Source organism: Rhizobium sp. TH135, assembly GCF_002855515.1.
GTDB lineage: Bacteria > Pseudomonadota > Alphaproteobacteria > Rhizobiales > Rhizobiaceae > Allorhizobium.
Genome location: NZ_PKRP01000002.1, coordinates 399,842 through 420,278, shown reverse-complemented (window position 1 = coordinate 420,278; position 20,437 = coordinate 399,842). Strand labels below are relative to the sequence as shown.

Sequence of the window (20,437 nt, the reverse complement as noted above, 5' to 3'; positions counted from 1 at the left end):
TCACCAGCCAATTCTCCCTAAAATCCTTGATTTTCATGTTTTTCCGTCCCGCCGGATCCCGTTTTGGCGTCATCGGCCACCTGATGCCCAAAGGTGAGCCCCAAGTCGAAATCGGCACTGGGTGACCTTCGGGCCTGATACAGGGTGTCTTCGTCATGCTGTCCGCCACGGGGTCGAAAATCTTATCCGCCGCAGAAACATCTGCTTCTGGCGGCCACGCATTCCAGCAAAATTCTTTGAAATTGCGAGCGCTTACGGAGATCTGCCAGACGGCCACCGCTTATCCGACCGTTTGTCTCTGAGAGATGGAAAAATGTGAGAAAGCGCCGACTGAGGCTTCCCTGCCGAAAACCGCGCCGACACCGATCAGGACAGGTTCGTCCACGCCGATTGTTCGCATGGCATCTGCCAGGCCTCCAAGGTGCCCGGCCCAGCGGCGTTCCTGCATGCGGCTGACGGAGGACACGACGACGACCGGGGTCTCGGACGACATGCCGTTCTCGCTCAGCCGTTGCTCGATTTGCCCTGCCATCCGCCCACCCATGTAGAAGACGGATGTCTGGTTGGCTTTGGCGAGCGAGGGCCAGTCCAGGGTTCGCGGCAGTTCCGCTTTCCGGGAATGGCCGGTAACGAAACGAACCTGCTGGGCGTGGTCGCGGTGGGTGAGCGAGGTCTTCAGAGACGCCGCCATTGCAGAAGCCGCGGTGATGCCCGGCACGACGTCGACGGCAATCCCTTCGCTTTCCAGTTTGGCAATTTCTTCGCCCGCGCGACCGAAGATCATCGGATCTCCCGACTTGAGTCGGACGACACGTTTGCCGGCTTTTGCAAAACGCACCATCATGTCATTGATGTCGTCCTGACGGCAGCTTTCCCGCCCGCCTCTCTTGCCGACGAGAAAGCGTTTCGCCTCGCGTCTGGCCAGTTCCAGAACCTCTGGCGAGACCAGATCGTCGAAGAGGATGACATCGGCTGCCTGCAGCGCCCGCATGGCTTTCAACGTCAGAAGCTCAGGATCCCCTGGACCAGCGCCGACCAGGGTCACAGAACCGGCGCGCGGCTCAGTTGCGATCTGCTCCGCCGTGGCGAGCAGATCATCGGCGACCGCTTCCTCGGGCGGCTCGTTGGTCGAAAGGCTCCGGGCAACGAACCGCTCCCAGAAGAGCCGCCTTGGCCCACCGGGCGCAAGCCGGCGATTGACCGCTTCTCTGAGCCGATGTGCAAGGCTTGCCCATTGCTTCAAGGACGGCGGCAAGAGTGTTTCGATCCGCTGGCGGATGGCCTGGGCGAGGATGGGGGCAGCCCCATCCGTCGAGATCGACACAATCACCGGCGAGCGATTAACGATCGAGCCGAACTGAAACTGGCAGAAGGCTGGCTTGTCGATCACGTTGACGGGGACGCCCGCCGCACGCGCCGCACAAAAGAAGGCGCGCGCCTCGTCCTCGGTTTCGCAGTCCGCGAGTGCCAGCGAGGCTCCGGTGAAGATGCCACAATGCCAGGGATGGGCATGGTGGGTCAGTGAGGTGCGCTCGATCAGCGCCGTCATGGTCTCGCCGAGATCATCTGTTTCGCAATAGAGTTCGACCTTGGCACCGCAGGCCTGCAGCAACTCGGCCTTCCAGGCGGCACCATCCGATCCGCCGGCAATCACCGCTCGTTTGCCTTGAAGGCTCCAGAACACCGGAAGCTTGGCGAGCGGCGAAATTCGTTCCTGTCCGTCACTCGGCGGCAATGGGTTGCGTGGCATCCAGGATTCTCCTGATTTCGGGGCGGCACGAGCCGCAATTCGTTCCAGCACTCAAGGCAGCACCGATTGCTTCCACCGACCGGCAGCCACCTCGTGCAGCCGCGTTGATCTGGTTGATGCCGACCGAAAAGCAGGAGCAGACAATCGCGCCCTTGTCCGACCGGCCGGCGGCCGGTCGACCGGCAATCAGCATCGAGCGCGCGCTGCGATCCGAATGGCTTTGCCAGAGCTGATCCACCGCCCATTGCCGCGAGACAGAGACCGGGTTCGACGAGACGAACAGGCCGGCCGACAGTTTCTCTCCCTCGAAGGCAAGCAAGCGGTGGTCACCGGCTCGCTGGTCCATGTAGCCGGAGGATTCATGATGATCCTCCAGCTGCAGGCTGCGCCGCAGCCAGGTCTCCCAACCCTCGGCAGGTGGATCACCTGCAAATTCCACGCGGTAGCCGCCTTCAGCTTTTGCGATCGACCAGTAGGCAAACGGCAGATCGAGCGGGCGCGTTGCCGACACCAGGAAACCGTGGGCTTTCGCCACGTGGCGGGTGACGGACGCGGGAGCCATTTTCAACGCCGGTTGGCCCGAGATCGGATCGACGCGGGAGGAGACCAGTGTATCGACGCGGGCGCTGGGCGCCGTCTCGCCCGTCCAGTGCATCGGCACGAAGATCGAGCCGCGGCTCTGGCGTTCGGTCAGCAGGGCCCGTACAAGGATCGACCTGCCGTTTGCGCCTTCGACATTCACCAGATCAGCATGGCCGATTCCGGCTTTATCCGCGTCCGCCGGATGGATCTCGCAGAAGGGTTCGGCGATATGCGCGGAGAGCCGGGCGCTTTTCCCCGTTCGCGTCATCGTATGCCAGTGATCGCGGATCCTGCCCGTGTTCAGGGTGAAGGGATGGCATTCATCGGCCTCTTCAAGCGCCGGTGCAGTGACAGGCACAAAGCGCGCCTTTCTGTCGGAAGTGAAGAAGCCCCCATCGGCGAAAAAGCGGGCAGTCGATGATCCGTCTTGCCGCAAAGGCCATTGGAATGGCAGGAGCGCGTCGTAGGTTTCCGCGTCGATCTCGGCATGAGCGCCAATGTCGAAATCGCGCTCGCCCCCGTTCTCGAAGGCGGAGAGCGCCGCGTGCTCGGCATAGATATCGGTTGGATCGCGATAGTCGAAACCAGGACCGAAGCCCAAGCGCTTGCCAACCTCTGCCAACTGCCACCAATCGGCACGGGCCTCGCCTGGAACGGGCAGGAATGGCCTCTGCCGGGATATCCGCCTTTCGGAGTTCGTCACGGTCCCGGATTTTTCGCCCCAGCCGCTGGCCGGAAGCAGGACATGGGCGAGACGCGCCGTGTCGGTATCCTTTTGGATATCGGAGACCACCACGAAAGGACAGGCCTCAAGCGCTGCCTTGACCGCATTGGCATCGGGCATGGAGACCACAGGATTGGTCGACATGATCCAGATCGCCTTGATCCGCCCATCGGCGACCGCCTCGAACATGTCGACGGCCTTCAGGCCAGCCCGCTCCGCAATAACCGGCGACTTCCAGAAGCGTTGCACAAGATCGCGGTGCATAGGGTTCTCGATCGCCATATGGGCCGCGAGCATGTTGGCGAGCCCGCCGACCTCGCGGCCACCCATTGCATTCGGCTGGCCGGTCAGTGACAGCGGCCCCATCCCGGGTCGACCGATCCGCCCTGTCGCCAAGTGACAGTTGATGATGGCGTTGACCTTGTCTGTGCCGACCGACGACTGGTTCACACCCTGGCTGTAGCAGGTGACGACCTTTTCAGTCTGTGCGAAGAGGCGGAAGAACTGGCGGAGAAGCATACCGGAGACGCCGGTCGCCTCAGACAGATCCGCCATGCTTCCGCGCGAGGCGGCGAGCAGCGCTTCGCCAAACCCGGAGGTATGCTTTCCGACATAGTTTTCGTCGATCGCGCCTGCCTCCGCCAGATAGGCAAGCAGGCCATTGAAGAGAGCAATGTCACCGTCAGCCCGGACCGCGAGATGCAGATCGGCAATGTCGCTGGTCGCGGTTCGGCGGGGGTCGATCACGACCACCTTCATGGCAGGACGTGCAGCCTTGGCCGCCGCCAGGCGCTGGTAGAGGACCGGATGGCACCAGGCCATGTTGGAGCCAACGAGGACCACGAGATCTGCAAGCTCCAGGTCCTCGTAACAGGCCGGTACGGTATCGGCGCCGAAAGCGCGACGGTGGCCGGCGACGGACGAGGCCATGCACAGGCGCGAATTGGTGTCGATATTGGCAGAGCCGATGAACCCCTTCATCAGCTTGTTGGCGACGTAATAGTCCTCGGTCAGCAACTGCCCGGAGACGTAAAACGCGACGGAATCAGGGCCATGATCGGCGATCGTCTGCTGGAAGGTCGAGGCGACGAGATCGAGCGCCTCGACCCAACCGATGCGTTGGCCATGGATTTCCGGATACAGCGCGCGACCTTCGAGGTCGAGCGTTTCGGCGAGCGCCGACCCCTTGGAGCAAAGACGACCGTAATTGGCCGGATGGTCCGGATCTCCCCGCACGCTGACCTTCCCCTTGTCGTCAACTGCGGCGATCACGCCGCAGCCGACGCCGCAATAGGGGCAGGTCGTCTTGGTTTCACAGGCCATGTCTGCGGCTCCGCGTGTTTATCATCCCAGTTACTCGGCCGCGACCAGCATGCTGTCGAGCATGATGGAGAGATGACCGTCGATGTTGCGGACGGGGATGGTCTTGACCTCGCCTTCGTCGGCCCCGAGCGCCCGGCCGGTTTCCAGCGAGATGACCCAGTTGTGCAAGGGGCAGGTCACTGCCTTTCCATGGACGATGCCTTGCGTCAGTGGGCCGCCCTTGTGGGGGCAGTGATCTTCGATGGCGAAGACTTCGTTTTCGGCTGTGCGAAACACCCCGATCTTGCCTTGGGGGGTCTTCACGCAGCGCGCGCCGCGTAGCGGAATATCGTCAATGGTGCCGATTGCGATCCAGTTTCCGTTCATCGCCTCACTCCGCCGCCTGATTGTAGTTGATGGTCGCCATCGGCTTGAACTCATGCTTGTCCTTGCCGGAGACGCGCTCGGACCAGGGGTCGACCTGGGCAAATTTCTGGCTGAAGACGAAGCGGTCGTAGTAGGCGCGGCGCTTGTCGGCATCCTCCATGATCTGCCGGCGGATTTCGTCATGGCCGATGCGTTTTGCCCATTTGTAGATGCGCTCGAGATAGCGGCCCTGCTCGCGGTACATCTGGGTGAGCGCCACGATATGCACCAGCGCCTCGTCCTCGGTCTTGACCAGGCCCAGAACGTCCGTGCCCTTGATGTCGAGCCCGGCAGCGCCAGCGAAGTGGATCTCGAAGCCACTGTCCACGCAGATGACGCCGATATCCTTGCAGGTGGCTTCGGCGCAGTTGCGCGGACAGCCGGATACGGCGAGCTTCAGTTTGGCCGGTGTCCAGGAACCCCACATGAATTTCTCGATGCGGATGCCAAGCCCGGTCGAATCCTGCGTGCCGAAGCGGCACCAGTCGGAACCAACGCAGGTCTTCACTGTGCGCAGACCCTTTGCGTAAGCCTGGCCTGAGACAAAGCCTGCCTTGCCGAGATCGGCCCACACAGCGGGCAGGTCTTCCTTCTCGATACCGAGCAGGTCGATGCGCTGGCCGCCAGTGACCTTGACCATGGGGATTTCGAACTTGTCGACGACGTCGGCGATGGCACGAAGCTCGGCGGCATTGGTGACGCCGCCCCACATGCGAGGGACGACGGAATAGGTGCCGTCCTTCTGGATGTTGGCGTGAACGCGCTCGTTGATGTAGCGCGACTGATAATCGTCGGCATATTCGTCCGGCCAATCCGAGACGAGATAGTAGTTGAGCGCCGGGCGGCATTTGGCGCAGCCGCAAGAGGTCTTCCATTCCAGTTCCTGCATGACGGCGGGAATGGTCTTCAGCCCCTTGGCCTTGATCAGACGGCGCACATCGTCATGGCCAAGTTCGGTGCAGGAGCACATCGGCGTGACGGCGGCGGGATTGTAGCCGTCGCCCAGCGTCAGGACCATCAACTGTTCGACAAGTCCTGTACAGGAGCCGCAGGAGGCGGATGCCTTGGTATGGGCGCGCACGTCATCGAGCGAGGTCAGGCCCTTGGAGGAGATCGTCGTTGTGATCTTCCCCTTGCAGACGCCGTTGCAGCCACAGATCTCTGCATCATCCGGCAAGGCTGCAACGGCCGCCATAGGGTCCAGCGGAGTTCCCCCCTGATAGGACTGGCCGAAGATCAGGGTGTCGCGCATCTCAGAGATATCGGTTCCGCGCTTCATCAGGTCGAAGAACCAGGAGCCATCTCCCGTTTCGCCATAGAGCACGGCGCCGAGGATCTTGTTGTCCTTCAGCACGAGGCGCTTGTAGATGCCGGCAGAGGCATCGCGCAGCACGATTTCCTCGCGGTCCGGCGCTTCTGCAAAGTCGCCGGCGGAGAACAGATTGATGCCGGTGACCTTAAGTTTCGTATTGACGACCGAGCCATGATATTCGCTGGTGCCGCCGGTTAGGCGGTCGGCGAGGACCCGGGCGGCTTCATAGAGCGGTGCGACGAGGCCATAACAGGTGCCACGATGTTCGGCGCATTCGCCGAGCGCAAAGACATTCGGATCCGAAGTCATCATGCCGTCGTCGACGACAATGCCGCGGTTGACGGCGATGCCGGCTTCCTTGGCAAGGCTCGATGCCGGACGGATGCCGACGGCCATGATCACCATGTCGCCGGTGATGATACGGCCATCTTCCAGCTCGATGCCCTCAACCTTTTCGGTGCCGAGGATCTGCTTGGTGTTGGCCTTGGTGATGATGTCGATGCCGCGTTCGGTGAGCGCCTTTTCCAGGAGATAGGCGGCAGCCGGATCGAGCTGGCGCTCCATGATGGTCGGCATCAGGTGGATGACGGTGACATCCATACCCTGCCGCTTCAGGCCATAGGCTGCCTCAAGGCCGAGCAGGCCAGCGCCGATGACGATGGCCCTCCCCTTGCCTTCCGCGATCCTCAGCATGGCATCGACGTCGTCGAGATCGCGGTAGGGCAACACGCCGGGCAGTTGATGGCCAGGCACAGGGATGATGAAGGGCAGCGAACCCGTGGCGATGACCAGCTTGTCGTAAGGGACAGTGATGCCGTTCGCCGAGGTGACCGTCTTCGCATGACGGTCGATCTCCGTGACCCTTGCGCCCTTATAGAGGGTCACGCCATGGGCGGCATACCAGTCGTCATTGTGGATGACGATGTCGTCATAGGACTTTTCGCCTGACAGCACCGGCGACAGCATGATGCGGTCGTAGTTGACGCGCGGTTCGGCGTTGAAGATCGTCACGTCGAAATGGCCGGGGGCCTTTTCGAACAGTTCTTCCAGCATGCGCCCCGGCGCCATGCCGTTGCCGATGATGACGAGTTTTTCAGCCATTGATTTTACTCCGCGGCTTCGACGAAGCGGTGGCGTTCGTAGAGGAACTTCAACACGGCTTCGCGGGATTTGAGGTAGGTGCGGTCCGCAGCCAGCGCGATGCGGTCGCGCACCCGCGGGATCGGGACCTCAAGCACCTCACCGATGCGGGCGGCAGGGCCGTTGGTCATCATGACGATGCGGTCGGACAAGAGCACCGCCTCGTCGACATCATGCGTGATCATGATCATCGTGTTGCCGAGGCGGGCGTGGATCTCCATCACCGCATCCTGCAGGTGGGCGCGGGTGAGCGCGTCCAATGCCCCGAAAGGCTCGTCGAGCAGCAGGATCTTCGGCTCCATGGCGAGCGCCCGGGCAATGCCAACACGCTGCTTCATGCCACCGGAGATTTCCGCCGGACGCTTGTCCTTGGCATGGGCCATCTGGACGAGATCGAGGTTGCGCATGACCCAGTCATGCTTTTCCGCCTTCGTCTTCTTGCCCGCAAAGACCTTGGAAACGGCAAGATTGACGTTTTCGTAGACGGTCAACCAGGGCAACAGCGAGTGGTTCTGGAAGACCACGGCGCGTTCCGGACCGGGTTCATTGACCTCTACATTTTCAAGGAGGACGGCGCCGGCGGAGACTCGCGTCAGGCCCGCGATCAGGTTGAGCAGCGTGGACTTGCCACAGCCGGAATGGCCAATGATCGAGACAAACTCACCTTTGTCGATTGTGAGGCTGACATCTTTCAGGACTTCAGTCTTCGTGCCGCCACGTTCGAAGCTTTTGTCGATGTGGTCGATCTTGAGATAGGCGTTCATGGTCGCTCTCCTCAGTTCTTCGCAGTGCCGCGGGTGATGACGTTGCCGAGGAGGGCGACGAGCTTGTCGAGGACAAAGCCGGTCACGCCGATATAGGCGAGCGCCACGATGATGTCGGAGAGACGCGAGGAATTCCACGCATCCCAGATGAAGAAGCCGATGCCGACGCCGCCGGTCAGCATTTCGGCGGCAACGATGGCCAGCCACGACAGGCCGATGCCGATACGAAGACCGGTGAAGATGTAGGGGGCAGCCGCCGGCACCATGATGCGGATGAAGAATTCCAGCGGGTTGAGGCGGAGCACACGGGCGATGTTGCGATAGTCGTCTGGAATGTTGCGCACGCCGACGGCGGTGTTGATGATCACAGGCCAGATCGACGTGATGAAGATAACGAAAACCGCCGACGGGTTTGAATTCTGGAAGGCCGCAAGCGACAGCGGCAGCCAAGCGAGCGGCGGTACAGTGCGCAGGATCTGGAAGATCGGGTCGAGACCGCGCATGGCCCAAACCGACTGACCGACGACGGCACCGAGAAAGACGCCAACGATGGCGGCGAGGCCAAAGCCGATTGCCACGCGCTCGAGCGAGACGAGAACGCGCCAGGCAAGGCCGATATCCTGGGGCCCGTAATCAAAGAACGGGGCAGCGATCAGATCATAGCTGTCGATCCACACCTGTGATGGTGGCGGCAGCGTGGCGCCGGGATTTGAGCAGGCGATCTGCCAGATGCCGAGTAGCGCGATCAGCACCACAAGCGGCGGCAGGACATTGCGACAGATGGCTGCGAGTGCCTTCTGGAGGTCGATCTTGCGGGCCGGGCGTTGTGCGATCATGACGACCGTGCCTGTCCTGGTCGCTGAAATGGCCGTCGCCTCGGTGTCAATCTTGCGGGCGGTTGCGGTCATGGTGTGGTCCTTTTGGGCGGTTGGTGTTCGGTTCATGTCGAGAGATTGCCCCTCACCCGGCTGCCGCCACCCTCTCCCCGCGAACGGGGAGAGGGGAGACAGAGCGCCGGCCTTTGCACTTGCCCCTTCTCCCCGCTTGCGGGGGAGAAGGCCCCGGCAGGGGATGAGGGGCAGGCAAACTAAGCCCCGGCCTTGATTGTCAGGCTATCGAGATAGGCCTTCGGGTTTTCCGGATCGAAGACCTTGCCGTCGAAGAAGGTTTCTGGACCGCGCGAGCTCGAGGCCGGGATGTCGGCGGCAGCGATGCCGAGATCAGCGGCTGCCGCGCGCCAGATGTCTTCGCGGTTGACCTTGTCGACCAACGCCTTGACGTCGGTGTCGGGTTCGAACTTGCCCCAGCGGATGTTCTCGGTCAGGAACCAGGCGTCGTGGCTCTTGAAAGGATAGGAAGCGTGGTCCTTCCAGAACTTCATCTCGAGCCCGGTGTTCTCGGCGAGACGGCCATTGCCGTAGTTGATCGTGCCCTTGAGGCGGCCGGCGACATCCTTCGGCGGCACGTTGAACCACTGGCGCTTGCCGAGGATCGCCGACATCTCTTCCTTGTTGTCCATGCTGTCGGCCCAGATCTGGGCTTCCATCACCGCCATCATCAGCGCCTTTGCGGCGTTTGGATTCTTTTCGATCCAGTCGGTGCGCAGGCCGAGCGCCTTTTCCGGATGGCCCTTCCACAGCTCGCCGGTGGTGCAGGCGGTAAAGCCAATGCCCTGGTTGACGAGCTGCTCGTTCCAGGGCTCGCCGACACAGAAGGCATCCATGTTGCCGACCTTCATGTTGGCGACCATCTGCGGCGGCGGCACGACGATGGTGGAGACATCCTTGTCCGGATCGATGCCGCCGGCGGCCAGCCAGTAGCGGATCCAGAGGTCATGGGTGCCGCCCGGGAAGGTCATCGCGACCTTGATCTCATTGCCGGCTGCTTTCTTGGCGGCAAAGGCTTCCTTCAGCTTGGAGGCATCGAGCTGAACACCGGTCTCGGCATATTCCTTGGCAACGGAGATGCCCTGGCTATCGAGATTGAGCCGCGCAATGATCGACATCGGCACGGGCACATTGTTCTGGGTAACCTTGCCGGTCGATATCAGGTAGGGCATCGGCGTCAGGATATGGGCGCCGTCGATGCCGTTCGCTTCACCGCCAAGCACGAGATTGTCGCGGGTGGCTCCCCAGGAAGCCTGTTTGAGAACTTCCACTTCGGTGAGGCCATATTTCGCAAACAGCCCCTTTTCCTGCGCGATGATCAGCGGTGCGGCATCGGTGAGCGCGATATAGCCGAGCTTCACACCGGTCACTTCAGGCCCGGCGGTTGCGGCGAAAGCGCCCGACGGAAACGCAAGGCGGGCAGCACTTGCCAGTGCTGCGGCAGAGCCGATCTTGAGAATCTGACGCCGGCTGATGCTCGTTGCTGTGGTCTTGGTCATAGCTGTTTGCCCCTCTTTGTCTGTTGACGGAGATCCGGAAACGAAAAAAACGCCGCGTGCTTTCCTGCGGGGTCCTGGCGGGAGGAGCCGGACAGCAAGAAGCCTGCGACGTCATTGTCTGATGGTTATCTGCGCCTCTGAGGCGCTCATCCGTCCCGCGATCGCCGTTGACCGTGGACATAGAGAGTAAAGCAAAGGCCGTGCCAGTTTCACCTGGCGACGGTTAAGCGTCCGAAAAACAAGCGCTGTTTTAAAGGAAGGTGCGACCGCCTCTCGACGGTCACAAGATCAGCCTGCTCGTTCGAGGGCCTGACTTTTCGTGCAAATGCCTCAGGTTTGTGCACCGCAGCGCATCAGCTATCGACCGTCCTCGGGCTAGACGACAAGCTTGATCGGACCGGAAATCGCTCGACGTAAGCCTCCACATCATCTGGATCGAAGAGGTTGCCATCCATGAAGCCATCATAGCCACCGGACGCCTTTTCGCTCGCCGCATCCGGTATGGCGGCATCCTGCCCCAACGCTGTGATGTAGAGGTCAGGCCGGAAAGCGCTCCGCGCATGCATCATGCCTTCATCACTGAAGTCTGCCTGACCCCAGCGAAGCATCTGGCTATAGATCCAGCTTGCCTGATCTGGCCGCGGATGATTGGCGGCCCCGCGATGGAAGAGGAAATAATCCGGGACGACCCGTTTTGTCCCCTGCGCATCGAGACTGAACTCGCCACTTAAAACGCGGCGAATGATGCTCGTGGGCGCTGCGATGTATTCCGGCGCGCTCAGGATATCGGCAAGCTCGTTGTGGTGATCCGGGTCATCGCACCAGCGCGCCGCCCGATCGAGCGCGACGATCAGACGGGAGACCGTATCGGCATTGGCATCGGCCCAGTCGGGGCGCATGCCGAGCACCTTTTCAGGTGCCAGAGGCCAGATATCCTGCTTGGCAGCCACGATGCGCCCCGTGCCCCGTTCCGACGCAATCATGTTCCAGGGCGCCCCGACGCAGAAGCCATCGATCGCGCCGGCCGCGAGCGCATCCGAAGTCAGCGGTGGCGGAACCACCACCAGCTTTACGTCCCGGTCCGGATCGATGCCGCCCGCCGCCAGCCAGTAGCGGAACTCGTAATTATGCGAGGAGAAGGGATAGGTCATCCCGAGTGTGGGCACTGGTTCGCCCCGTGTTCGCATGTCGGCGAGCACGGCCGCCAGTGCCCTGGCATTGGCCAGGGCATCCGCATCGTCTGCCAGCCCCGTCAAAGACTTCATCCGTTCGAAGATTCGGGCGGACAACGTGATGGCATTGCCACCGCGACCGAGGGAAAAAGGCGCGATGGTCGGCGAGGGATTGGAGCCAAGCCCGAGCATGGATGCGACGGGCATCGGCGAGAGCATGTGGGCAATGTCGAACTGGCGGAAGGCAAGTCGGTCGCGGACATTCGCCCAGGTAACGTCCCGGACCAGCTCGAGGCGCAGTCCCTCCCTTTCAGCAAAGCCAAGCTCTGCCGCGACGATCAGGATCGAGGCATCCATCAACGGGATGTACCCTGCCCTGAGCGTTCTCTGCTCCTTGCCACGCACAGTCACGGGCGCATGGATGACAGTATCGCCGGATTGGGTTGAAACCATCTCGCTCACCAGCATTCTCCGATCCACGCCGCGCTCACAGCAGCAGTCCTGCGGCCGTCACGACGCTCTGGGCGATGTCGGCCAGCTTCTTCTTCTCGTTCATGGCGGTCTGTCGAAGCAGAGCGAAAGCCTGCTCCTCGCTCAAGCCCCGCATTTTCATCAGGATGCCCTTGGCGCGCTCGATAACCTTGCGCTCCTCGAGCGCATTTCGCGCCTCGACCAGTTCTCGCTGAAGGCGGCTGAAGGCATTGAAGCGGCTCACCGCCATGTCGAGGATCGGCTTGATACGCTCTTTCTTCAGCCCATCGACCACATAGGCCGATACGCCGGCATCGACGGCAGCCTCAATGGCGGCAGTATCCGAGCGATCGACAAACATGGCAATCGGCCGCGAAATCATCCGGGTGAGCTGGAACATATGCTCCATCATGTCACGATTGGGGTTCTCGATGTCGATGATGATGACATCAGGATCCATCGTCTCGATCAGCCGCGCGACACCCTGCATCTCATGGATCACCCGGACATTCAGATGCCCGGCTTCGTTCAGCCCTTCTTCGATGATCGAGGCCCGAATGGCATTCTCGTCAATGACAAGGATCGTCAGATCAGTTGAAGATTTTGACATGCTCACGCCACGGCTGCCACGGACAACCACGAGTGCTGCGTGGTTCGCAGACATCTCTCTGGAGCCACTGCTGCGTCCAAAACGCGCCGTGGCTTCCTTGCAACTGCATGAGTGGTCGTGTGTACGGACAATGCGGTCTCCCACTTACATCCCCCAGCATAAAGCAATTTTCACGCCAGATTTCTCGTTTAATATCGGTGGATGGGATGACAACGCTGAACTGTTCGGAAGGCGGAGGAGTATTCCAGATGGTGAAGCAATTCCCGATGCCAGGGATGAGGCGAGAGACAGCATACTCACTTCGCACTCGTCTTTCCGAGGCCTTGGGAATTCTGCATCAAGTAACGTGCGCTATGGGGCAACGGTGTGGTCTCGCTCTATGGTCGCAACGAGCGCAAAGCGACCACGCGAAAATGCTCCCCTCACCTTCTGCTTGACGCTTTAGAGCGGAAATAATTGCCGCTCTCCCGCCATGTTGACGTCGGCCCAAAGCCAGGGCACAAAGATGGCATCCACGGTCGCTCGCGACAGGAAAACATAGGAAAATCAAAGGATATTTTTCTAAGCCTTTGAAATCATGTGAGAATCCAGGTTTTCCAGGCGGGCTGTTTTAGGTCGGTTTTACGCGTGAATTCGTCCGCTATTTCTCACAGAAAAAAGCGACGTCGTATCAACGACTTTAGCAATCCTGGCTGCTGCTCACCAAGCCATTCGTCGTCCTGAAACGGGTCCCGCAAAATCGGCTGGGGACCCGCAGCTCTTGATATCTCTACACGCAGATTTCTATCTCCCCAGCACTCCTGCCAGCCAGGCATAGGCTTCCCGTACATCGTAATCGCCACTGTGCGGGGTCATCCACGGCAGCCGGAAGTCAACGGATTTGACGTCGTCGTCCATGCGGGCTGCCGCGGCCAGTGAGAGTTCCACCGCGAAGGATGTGTCCCGGTCGATCATGCCGTGGCGGATGTACCAGTAGGGTGCCGCCTGCGCCTCGGTGCGCAGATAGGCCATGGGATTGATCAAGCGCACCTGCTCGGCAAGCGCCGCTCCCGCACCGCTTGTATAGCTTGCCCAATCCTGGCCGGTATCGTCGGGACCGGAACCATCCCCTTTGACTTCGTTGTTGTTCCAGCCGAACGCGCTGAAGTTCGAATAGGCCTGAGTGGCCGCGCCAAACAGCGAGTTCTCGCCGTCAACGCCTTCATTCCCGGTATTGGCGCTGCGGTCGAAGGCGGGCACGTTCTTCAGCGCGGAGGTCTTGGCGACGAAACCAAGGAACGCGTCGAAGTCGAGTGCCGTTACGGCGCCGTTTTCGACGGTCACCCAATCATTCTGGAGAACGAGCGTCTTCTCGCCGCCTCGCTGCCGCAGCGTGATTTCGAAATCTTCGCCACGTGCGGGGATCGTGCCGCCTGCTGCGACATGGCGTTCGACTTCCTTGCGAACCTCATCGGTGATTGCGGCCTTCATGGTCGCAGAGGTGAGCGGCGTGCCGTCGGCGCGGGTCAGCTTCAAGCCGTCTAGATAGGCGGGATAGGCGGCAGCGAGCTCGGCTGACGCGGCCTTGGCCCGCTCTCCCCAGCGATTGTCTGCTGTATTTTCTTCCGTGCGGATGCCGCTATAGAGCCATTCATAGGCCATGTCGGCGTGACCGAGATCGGTGATCGGGCAATAGGCAATGACGGCGAAGACGTCGTCGTTGAGACTGCTTGTCCCGTCTTCCGCAACGCCGGCAGCACCAAGCTCGGCCAGATGACGCAGATAATCCGGGCTGTTGCCGCTCGCGGCAACCACGGAAGACAGACCGCCGCCGCCGGAGGTTCCGGTGATGACGATGCGCTCCGCCGATCCGGGAAGGGCTGTATCGTTGAGCCTCAGGTAACGGATAGCTGCCTTGGTGTCGATCACGGCTGCAGGCGCCTTACCCGGGAGGCTGCCGTCGGCCGCCAGAATGCCACGTCCGCGACTGCCGATATCAACATAGACATAGCCGGCGGCGAGCGCTGCGCCGGCCTTGTCCGTATCGCTGTCCGATCGGTAGGCGCCACCGTCTTGGATATCGGACTGCAGTTCGCTGGCGAACCATCCTCCGTTGTTGACATTCAGGATGATTGCCGAGGTCTCGGATGCCGTTTCAGGAACGAAGATGCTGAGCTTCTGGTATGTCAGCGGATCAGCCAGCGTTTGCGTGTCGGCGCCCGAGGGGCTTCCGCCCGGCCCCATCCTGCGAGCCGGCTGTTCGGATGCCATGGCGACAGGCTTGCCGACATAGACCGCATCATAGCGGCGCAGCACCATGGGCTTGCCGTCCACAGTGACGTTGACGACCGCAAAGCGCGCGGGATCAAGTGTCAATGTCTTGTCGAAAGCACCTTCAGCCATCGCCTCACCCGCCGTCAAACTCGCTATCATGCTCACCCCGCCCAATAGGCCGCGCATGGTTCTCGATAAGGGTTTCATCAGGTTCATCCTCTTTCCAAAGGTGGCAGGCGCATTTGGTGATTGTCCATCAGGACAGACCAGAGCGCCAGCTCAGGCCCTGACCTGCCGGAACAACCAGTCGCGGATATGCTCGATCTCGTAGGCGATCCGCCAGGTATTGACGTGGTTGGCGCCGGGGCTGTCCTCCTGGCCTTCGAGATGCACCGTGCCGGTGGCGAAATGTGCATAAAGGATCGGCGTGCCGCCGGACTTCTCGAGTTCGGCTGCAGCGGCAGAGAGTTCTGCGGGCGTCGCCCGGCCATTCCATTCCGCCCGGGAGACCTTGGCACCTTCGGCTTCCAGAACCTCCATGATGGCGTTTTGCCCCGGATAAGCCTTGACGTCGCCGGCGCTGACCACGACCCACATCTTGTCGGTGGCGAGCGGCTTGCAGAGTTCAGCAGCCCACTGGCAGGCGACGAGGAAGGAGGCGGCGAAGAAGTCGGGATATTTGATGTTGATCGCGATCGACAGCATGCCACCGCCCGACTGGCCCGTCGTGTAGAGCCGGTTCGGGTCAATCGAATACTCGGCAGCAACGGAGTTCACGAGCCCGACCACGAGGTCGAGATAGGGCGATTCTTCCGACTGGTCGTTGACGAACTGCTCGGGAAACTGCGGCGCCACGACAAAGCAGGGACGCTTTGCCTGTTCCGCTGGATCGGCCCAGATGACAGCGCCCAGACCCTGCACCAGCGTGCGGTCGACCTCGGTCGAGGTCACGCCCGCATCATGCATGAAATTGACGAGCGGATAGCGCTTCGACGGGTCGTAGTCGCGCGGGATGAAGAGATTGTAGGCGAGCGTGTTGCCGGTCGCCGGATCCGTGTAGACGAGCGGCTTGAACTCGTCGACGATCAGGTTCTTCTGGGCCGTATTCGACACAGGCGTATCATTTGCAGCAATCTCCTCGCCCGCAACCGTCTTGACCGCCTTGGCCTGAACCACGCTCGCCTCGGCCTTCTTGTGAACGATGTCGCGCTTCACCTGGCTATAGGTCGGCGCTGCCGCGTCCTCGGGCGACAATTCAACAATGACGAAGCGGCCGTTGCCGCCCTCGGCGGAAAGATCTGCCGTCGTGTTGGCATAGACGCGGGTTACCGTGCGGTCGGCAACGGCAAATGCGTCCGCAGACAGAGCGGCCGTCTCGATCTCCGTGCCGTATTCGAGCGCCAGCGCCGTCAACCGTTGACCATTGCCGAAGACCTGCGTGATGGCGGTCACCGCCTGAATACCCGCGCCGCCCTCGACGGCAAGGACAAGACGGGGCGTGGCAGCGGCAAGGCCAAGGCCTGCAAGGCTGACGAGGAAGATGCGTCTGTTCATGGTTTGCTCCAAAGTCGTGGAAGCGGCCATAGCGGCCATGGATTGATTGCCTGTTGAACGGCGCCCTCATGCGTTTCCGTCGCCGGCCTAAGAATATTTCTAGGAAGGCTCGCCTCGCTCCCGCCGCCAGCTGCGCCAGAGATGGAAGCCGGTCGCCAGCACCACTGCGCCGAGCAGCACGATACCCATCGCATTTCCGATGAGCGAAGCGACCTGGGCGATCTGGCTGGCGAAGACATAGCCGAGCAGGCTGTAACCGCAGCACCAGCACACGGCACCGAGAACGGCAGCAAGTGTGAAGGATGCCCAGGGCAGAGACAGTGCGCCCGAAAGATATCCCATATAGGGACCAAGCGGGCTGAACACGGTGCGGCTCAGGAAAACTGCCACCGGTCCCCGGCGGTTAAGCAGCGCCTCCGCCTTGCCGAACAGCCCTTCCATGCGCGGATACCGACGCAGCTTTGCCAAAAGCGGTGCACCACCCTTGCGCGCCAGCCCGTAGGCAAGCTGGTCGCCGATCACGAAGCCGCCAAAGGCTGAGATCTGAACCTGCCACAGCACCAGGTCACCGCTGGAGGCAAAGCCGCCCGCGGTCATCACGAGGATCGAGGAGGGAACCGGCAGCGCCAGGCACGACAGCAGCAAGGCACCCATGATGAGCCACAGCCCATAGGTTGGAACGAGTCCGAGCAAAATATCAGTCATGGTCGCCAGCCCCGGCCTCTCCGCGTCCATGCTCCAGACCGGGCGACATGTCCTCGCGCCCACCGTGATGCCGCCACCGCTCCGTTTCGAGCGCAGCCTTGGCCTTGCGGATGCGCGCCTCGAGCTCCGGCAACGTGATGCCCATATGCTCGACCACATCGGCCAGCGTCGGCTGCTTGTGATCCGGTTCAAGCTGCATCTCGCGGATGATCACCTCGCGTGGCAGGTCCCAGGACTTGGCCACATAATAGGGGGACATCCACGGCGCGAGAGATTGCTGCTGATGGGCGGGATCGGAGAAATAAAGGAGTTCGGATACGAAGCGGGCGCCGAACCAGCTGAACCCGGCAAGACCGATGACCAATACGGCAGTCGGCAATGGATGCCGGGTCAGAAGAAATCGGAAGAAGCGCATGGGTTATCCTGGCAACTGCATTGGCGCTTGAACGGAAGCTCACGTCGTTTCCGTCGCTGTTCCTATGAGAAAGATCGGCCCTCCGACGGAAAATCTATTCACGACCGTTCAAGAAGGCAGTTCTTGTCGCCAACCTTCGTGAGTGCTTGGGTGATCACCTTGACGCCGCCGGGAGAAATCAGTCCTGTATTATTTTGTCCGGCACGCTTGATGCCGGCCATGCCGGCGATACGGTCGCTGGCGCCGGCATCGACCCAAAAGAGGAACTGCGCCCGCTTGCAGGACGAAGATGCATGTCTGCTGGAAGCCTTCGCCGCCGGCGATCAGCGCGCGGCGCAAAAGCTTATCGAGCGCCTGTCGCCTAGGGTCCTTTCCCAGGCGCTGCGCCTGCTTGGCACACGCGCCGAGGCCGAGGATATCACGCAGGAGGCCATGCTCCGACTGTGGCGGGCGGCTCCGACCTGGCAAGCGCGGGCCAAAGTCAGCACATGGCTCTATCGCGTGACGGCCAATCTTTGCCTGGACCGCCTGCGGGGCCGCCGAAACTCAGTACCGTTCGACGCCGTTCCGGGTGAAATGACTGCGGGCGATCCATCCATCATTGCGTCGCTGCAACAGGAGGCGCGACTGGATGCCCTGCGCCGGGCGCTGGCCGAGTTGCCAGAACGGCAGGCACTCGCCGTATCCTTGCGTTTTCTCGAGGGACTGGGCAATCCGGAGATCGCCACGATCATGGATATCGGGGTCGAAGCGGTGGAATCGCTGACCGCCCGTGGCAAGCGTGCTCTGAGCGCAGCATTGTCATCGCAGAAGGAGGCTTTGGGTTATGCCGATGAATGACGACCGACTGGAAGATCTACTGGGTGACCTCCGCCGCATTGAGGCAACGCCCTCGGACGCTCTAACTGCCAAACTCATCGCTGATGCGCGGCGCGAAGCTGAACTGCTGGCAACAGTGCGCAGCACCACCGTAGAAAGCCCCACCGGCTTTTCGCTGCGCATCCTGATCGAAGACCTGCTCGGCCTGATCGGAGGCTGGCGTCCTGCGCTTGGCATGGCGGCTTCGCTGTGCTGCGGCATATGGCTCGGTGCGGTTGGCAGCGACCTGACGATGCTTCTCAGCGGCATAGGCCTCGACCGACCGGCTGTCACCTTCGACCTCCCGGAAAATCCCATACAGCTCCTCGGAACACCGTAAACCTAAGCATAGTGACTGACGAAATGGATGACGAGATGACCAATAGACTGTCAAACCGCCTGATCGAGGCAATTCCATCGCGCATCCATCGACGCATTTTCATCGGATCGCTAACCTTCAACGCCCTGATCATCGGCATCATGATCGGCGACGCGCTATTTATTCACCCACCCCAGCCTCTACGGTCCGTCGAAGTCTCACGCAACATGCTGTTTGACGCACTTCCAGGACGAGATCGCGAGCAGGTCGCCGATCTGCTGCGCCAAGATCCGAGCTTTCGCGATCTCGCAGAGACCAACATCGCCGATCTTCGGACCGTATTGACGGCAGAACCTTTCAATCCGTCTGCTCTGGAACGGTTGCTATCGGAAAAGTCCGAGCGCATGAAGACTGCTGAGACCTTGCTTCAGACCGCACTCATAACGCGGCTGGCAACTCTTACGCCAATTGATCGTCGTGACGTGGCAGAACGGCTTGGACGCCGCCCCTGAGGATCCAGAGCTGAGTATTGGGCCAAGGAATGAATGCCTTAGAGAAAGCATGATCCAGCCCCGAATTGGGTGCCTGAGTATCAAGCGTTCAAATATCCAGCTTCTTCAAGTGGGCGGAAATAATTGCCGCCTTCCGGCTATGTTGACGTCGGCCTCGCAGCAGGAGAACATAGGAAAATTAAAGGCTCCATTCTAAGGCATTGAAACGACGTGACAATCCGGGCTCCCAGCCAAACTTTTTCAGCTGAAAATTGCGTATCCTCAAAGGGCTGCGAAGGCAAATTTCCGGTTATCGGCATCATGTGGGAATAGCCGCCACAGTTTGGCTCGCTTCGCTTAACGCCCGCTAAAGTCGAAGAAAGAGGCGCAGCCGAAGACCACGCTTCCTCCCTTGCGCTCATCCATTTCAATGCAATCCAAAAAGCCCGAGCAATTCCTCTCGCTGGCGCACGAAAGCAGGCGCGCTGCGATCGCGGGGGCGGGGCAAGTCGATGTCGATCAGCTGGGGCTCTCCGCCCTTCTCGCGGGGCAGAATGAGGATTCGGTCGGCAAGGAAAATCGCTTCTTCGAGATCGTGGGTGACGAGCACTGTTGTCACGTCCTCCTCTTTCCAGATTCGGGCGAGTTCCTGCTGCATGCCGATCTTGGTCATGGCATCCAGCGCACCGAGCGGTTCGTCGAGCAGCAGGATTTCCGGCTGGACAGCGAGCGCGCGGGCGATACCGACCCTTTGCGCCATGCCGCCCGAGAGCTGGCGCGGATAGGCGGTTTCAAAGCCATTGAGACCAACAAGATCGACGTAACGCTGCGAGATGAAGTGCGCCTCGTCGCGGGCGAGGCCTCTGGTCTCCAATCCGAAGCCAATGTTGTCGATGACCGTCAGCCACGGCAGAAGGCGCGGTTCCTGGAAGATGACGGCCCGTTCGGTGCCGACGCCGCGGATGCGACGGCCGTCGATCAGGACATCGCCGCTGTCCGCATCTTCAAGGCCGGCAAGAATGCGCAGAAGAGTCGTCTTGCCCGAACCGCTGGCACCGACGATCGCCAGGCTTTCGCCCGAGCGGATGGTGAGGTTCAGATCCTTCAGGACCGGCAGCGGCTGTCCATTGAGGGTGAAGGTTTTGGAGAGGTGACGGATCGTCACCTCTCCGCGAATGCTGTTGGACTGAGCGAGCGCCATGG

Annotated in this window: 17 protein-coding genes; 3 read left to right on the top strand and 14 right to left on the bottom strand. The window is 61.1% G+C overall.

Annotated elements, in window-relative coordinates; translation table 11 throughout:
- Positions 1–280 precede the first annotated feature (280 nt).
- The 13 genes from cysG to C0V73_RS23060 all read right to left on the bottom strand — a co-directional run bounded on the left by cysG (position 281) and on the right by C0V73_RS23060 (position 17,566).
- Positions 281–1,750: a siroheme synthase CysG gene (gene cysG, locus C0V73_RS07015; RefSeq protein ID WP_102019281.1), complete on the bottom strand. Its 1,470-nt coding sequence runs from the start codon at positions 1,748–1,750 to the stop codon at positions 281–283.
- Positions 1,722–4,379 carry a nitrate reductase gene (locus C0V73_RS07010; protein ID WP_102019280.1) on the bottom strand — a complete coding sequence of 886 codons (2,658 nt, stop codon included), beginning with the start codon at positions 4,377–4,379 and terminating at the stop codon, positions 1,722–1,724. The genes cysG and C0V73_RS07010 overlap by 29 nt, the downstream gene beginning before the upstream one ends.
- A gap of 30 nt (positions 4,380–4,409) precedes the next feature.
- Positions 4,410–4,745: a nitrite reductase small subunit NirD gene (gene nirD, locus C0V73_RS07005; RefSeq protein WP_102019279.1), complete on the bottom strand. Its 336-nt coding sequence runs from the start codon at positions 4,743–4,745 to the stop codon at positions 4,410–4,412.
- Between the two features lie 4 nt (positions 4,746–4,749).
- A complete protein-coding gene (nirB, locus tag C0V73_RS07000; RefSeq protein WP_102019278.1) occupies positions 4,750–7,197 on the bottom strand; it encodes a nitrite reductase large subunit NirB in 2,448 nt (815 codons plus the stop codon).
- A 5-nt stretch (positions 7,198–7,202) separates the two neighbouring features.
- Positions 7,203–8,000: an ABC transporter ATP-binding protein gene (locus C0V73_RS06995; protein ID WP_102019277.1), complete on the bottom strand. Its 798-nt coding sequence runs from the start codon at positions 7,998–8,000 to the stop codon at positions 7,203–7,205.
- An 11-nt stretch (positions 8,001–8,011) separates the two neighbouring features.
- A complete protein-coding gene (gene ntrB / locus C0V73_RS06990; protein WP_102019276.1) occupies positions 8,012–8,908 on the bottom strand; it encodes a nitrate ABC transporter permease in 897 nt (298 codons plus the stop codon).
- Positions 8,909–9,087: 179 nt separating this feature from the next.
- Entirely contained in the window at positions 9,088–10,386 is a 1,299-nt protein-coding gene (locus C0V73_RS06985) for a CmpA/NrtA family ABC transporter substrate-binding protein (RefSeq protein ID WP_102019275.1), read from the bottom strand.
- Positions 10,387–10,739: 353 nt separating this feature from the next.
- Positions 10,740–12,011 (bottom strand): CmpA/NrtA family ABC transporter substrate-binding protein, encoded by a 1,272-nt coding sequence (locus C0V73_RS06980; RefSeq protein WP_102019626.1) that lies wholly within the window; start codon positions 12,009–12,011, stop codon positions 10,740–10,742.
- A gap of 34 nt (positions 12,012–12,045) precedes the next feature.
- Positions 12,046–12,639, bottom strand: coding sequence for an ANTAR domain-containing response regulator (locus tag C0V73_RS06975; RefSeq protein WP_102019625.1), 594 nt, complete (start codon positions 12,637–12,639; stop codon positions 12,046–12,048).
- Between the two features lie 783 nt (positions 12,640–13,422).
- Positions 13,423–15,051: a subtype B tannase gene (locus C0V73_RS06970; RefSeq protein ID WP_172450090.1), complete on the bottom strand. Its 1,629-nt coding sequence runs from the start codon at positions 15,049–15,051 to the stop codon at positions 13,423–13,425.
- A gap of 120 nt (positions 15,052–15,171) precedes the next feature.
- Positions 15,172–16,446 carry a PHB depolymerase family esterase gene (locus tag C0V73_RS06965; protein WP_102019273.1) on the bottom strand — a complete coding sequence of 425 codons (1,275 nt, stop codon included), beginning with the start codon at positions 16,444–16,446 and terminating at the stop codon, positions 15,172–15,174.
- A 99-nt stretch (positions 16,447–16,545) separates the two neighbouring features.
- Entirely contained in the window at positions 16,546–17,151 is a 606-nt protein-coding gene (locus C0V73_RS06960; RefSeq protein WP_172450089.1) for a DedA family protein, read from the bottom strand.
- A complete protein-coding gene (locus tag C0V73_RS23060) occupies positions 17,144–17,566 on the bottom strand; it encodes a hypothetical protein (protein ID WP_172450088.1) in 423 nt (140 codons plus the stop codon). The genes C0V73_RS06960 and C0V73_RS23060 overlap by 8 nt, the downstream gene beginning before the upstream one ends.
- Before the next feature lie 123 nt (positions 17,567–17,689).
- Between C0V73_RS23060 and C0V73_RS06955 the strand changes: the two genes are divergently transcribed.
- From C0V73_RS06955 to C0V73_RS06950, 3 genes are read left to right on the top strand one after another with little or no spacing between them, the layout of a single operon-like run.
- On the top strand, positions 17,690–18,406 hold the full coding sequence (locus tag C0V73_RS06955) for a sigma-70 family RNA polymerase sigma factor (protein ID WP_210200154.1): 717 nt from the start codon (positions 17,690–17,692) through the stop codon (positions 18,404–18,406).
- Positions 18,393–18,764 carry a hypothetical protein gene (locus C0V73_RS23055; RefSeq protein WP_172450087.1) on the top strand — a complete coding sequence of 124 codons (372 nt, stop codon included), beginning with the start codon at positions 18,393–18,395 and terminating at the stop codon, positions 18,762–18,764. Before C0V73_RS06955 ends, C0V73_RS23055 begins: the two co-directional genes overlap by 14 nt.
- Positions 18,765–18,799: 35 nt before the next feature.
- Positions 18,800–19,255, top strand: a complete 456-nt coding sequence (locus tag C0V73_RS06950) for a periplasmic heavy metal sensor (protein ID WP_172450086.1) — start codon at positions 18,800–18,802, stop codon at positions 19,253–19,255.
- Positions 19,256–19,661: 406 nt separating this feature from the next.
- On the opposite strand, the gene C0V73_RS06945 is transcribed toward C0V73_RS06950, so the two are convergent.
- Positions 19,662–20,435 carry an ABC transporter ATP-binding protein gene (locus C0V73_RS06945; RefSeq protein WP_102019269.1) on the bottom strand — a complete coding sequence of 258 codons (774 nt, stop codon included), beginning with the start codon at positions 20,433–20,435 and terminating at the stop codon, positions 19,662–19,664.
- Positions 20,436–20,437 lie beyond the last annotated feature (2 nt).

What these genes read in the sequence shown, in the direction of transcription:
- cysG (WP_102019281.1), bottom strand. Translation starts at nt 1,750, where the DNA reads ATGCCACGCAACCCATTGCCGCCGAGTGACGGACAGGAACGAATTTCG.
- C0V73_RS07010 (WP_102019280.1), bottom strand. Translation starts at nt 4,379, where the DNA reads ATGGCCTGTGAAACCAAGACGACCTGCCCCTATTGCGGCGTCGGCTGC.
- nirD (WP_102019279.1), bottom strand. Translation starts at nt 4,745, where the DNA reads ATGAACGGAAACTGGATCGCAATCGGCACCATTGACGATATTCCGCTA.
- nirB (WP_102019278.1), bottom strand. Translation starts at nt 7,197, where the DNA reads ATGGCTGAAAAACTCGTCATCATCGGCAACGGCATGGCGCCGGGGCGC.
- C0V73_RS06995 (WP_102019277.1), bottom strand. Translation starts at nt 8,000, where the DNA reads ATGAACGCCTATCTCAAGATCGACCACATCGACAAAAGCTTCGAACGT.
- ntrB (WP_102019276.1), bottom strand. Translation starts at nt 8,908, where the DNA reads ATGACCGCAACCGCCCGCAAGATTGACACCGAGGCGACGGCCATTTCA.
- C0V73_RS06985 (WP_102019275.1), bottom strand. Translation starts at nt 10,386, where the DNA reads ATGACCAAGACCACAGCAACGAGCATCAGCCGGCGTCAGATTCTCAAG.
- C0V73_RS06980 (WP_102019626.1), bottom strand. Translation starts at nt 12,011, where the DNA reads ATGGTTTCAACCCAATCCGGCGATACTGTCATCCATGCGCCCGTGACT.
- C0V73_RS06975 (WP_102019625.1), bottom strand. Translation starts at nt 12,639, where the DNA reads ATGTCAAAATCTTCAACTGATCTGACGATCCTTGTCATTGACGAGAAT.
- C0V73_RS06970 (WP_172450090.1), bottom strand. Translation starts at nt 15,051, where the DNA reads ATGATAGCGAGTTTGACGGCGGGTGAGGCGATGGCTGAAGGTGCTTTC.
- C0V73_RS06965 (WP_102019273.1), bottom strand. Translation starts at nt 16,446, where the DNA reads ATGAACAGACGCATCTTCCTCGTCAGCCTTGCAGGCCTTGGCCTTGCC.
- C0V73_RS06960 (WP_172450089.1), bottom strand. Translation starts at nt 17,151, where the DNA reads ATGACTGATATTTTGCTCGGACTCGTTCCAACCTATGGGCTGTGGCTC.
- C0V73_RS23060 (WP_172450088.1), bottom strand. Translation starts at nt 17,566, where the DNA reads ATGCGCTTCTTCCGATTTCTTCTGACCCGGCATCCATTGCCGACTGCC.
- C0V73_RS23055 (WP_172450087.1), top strand. Translation starts at nt 18,393, where the DNA reads ATGCCGATGAATGACGACCGACTGGAAGATCTACTGGGTGACCTCCGC.
- C0V73_RS06950 (WP_172450086.1), top strand. Translation starts at nt 18,800, where the DNA reads ATGACCAATAGACTGTCAAACCGCCTGATCGAGGCAATTCCATCGCGC.
- C0V73_RS06945 (WP_102019269.1), bottom strand. Translation starts at nt 20,435, where the DNA reads ATGGCGCTCGCTCAGTCCAACAGCATTCGCGGAGAGGTGACGATCCGT.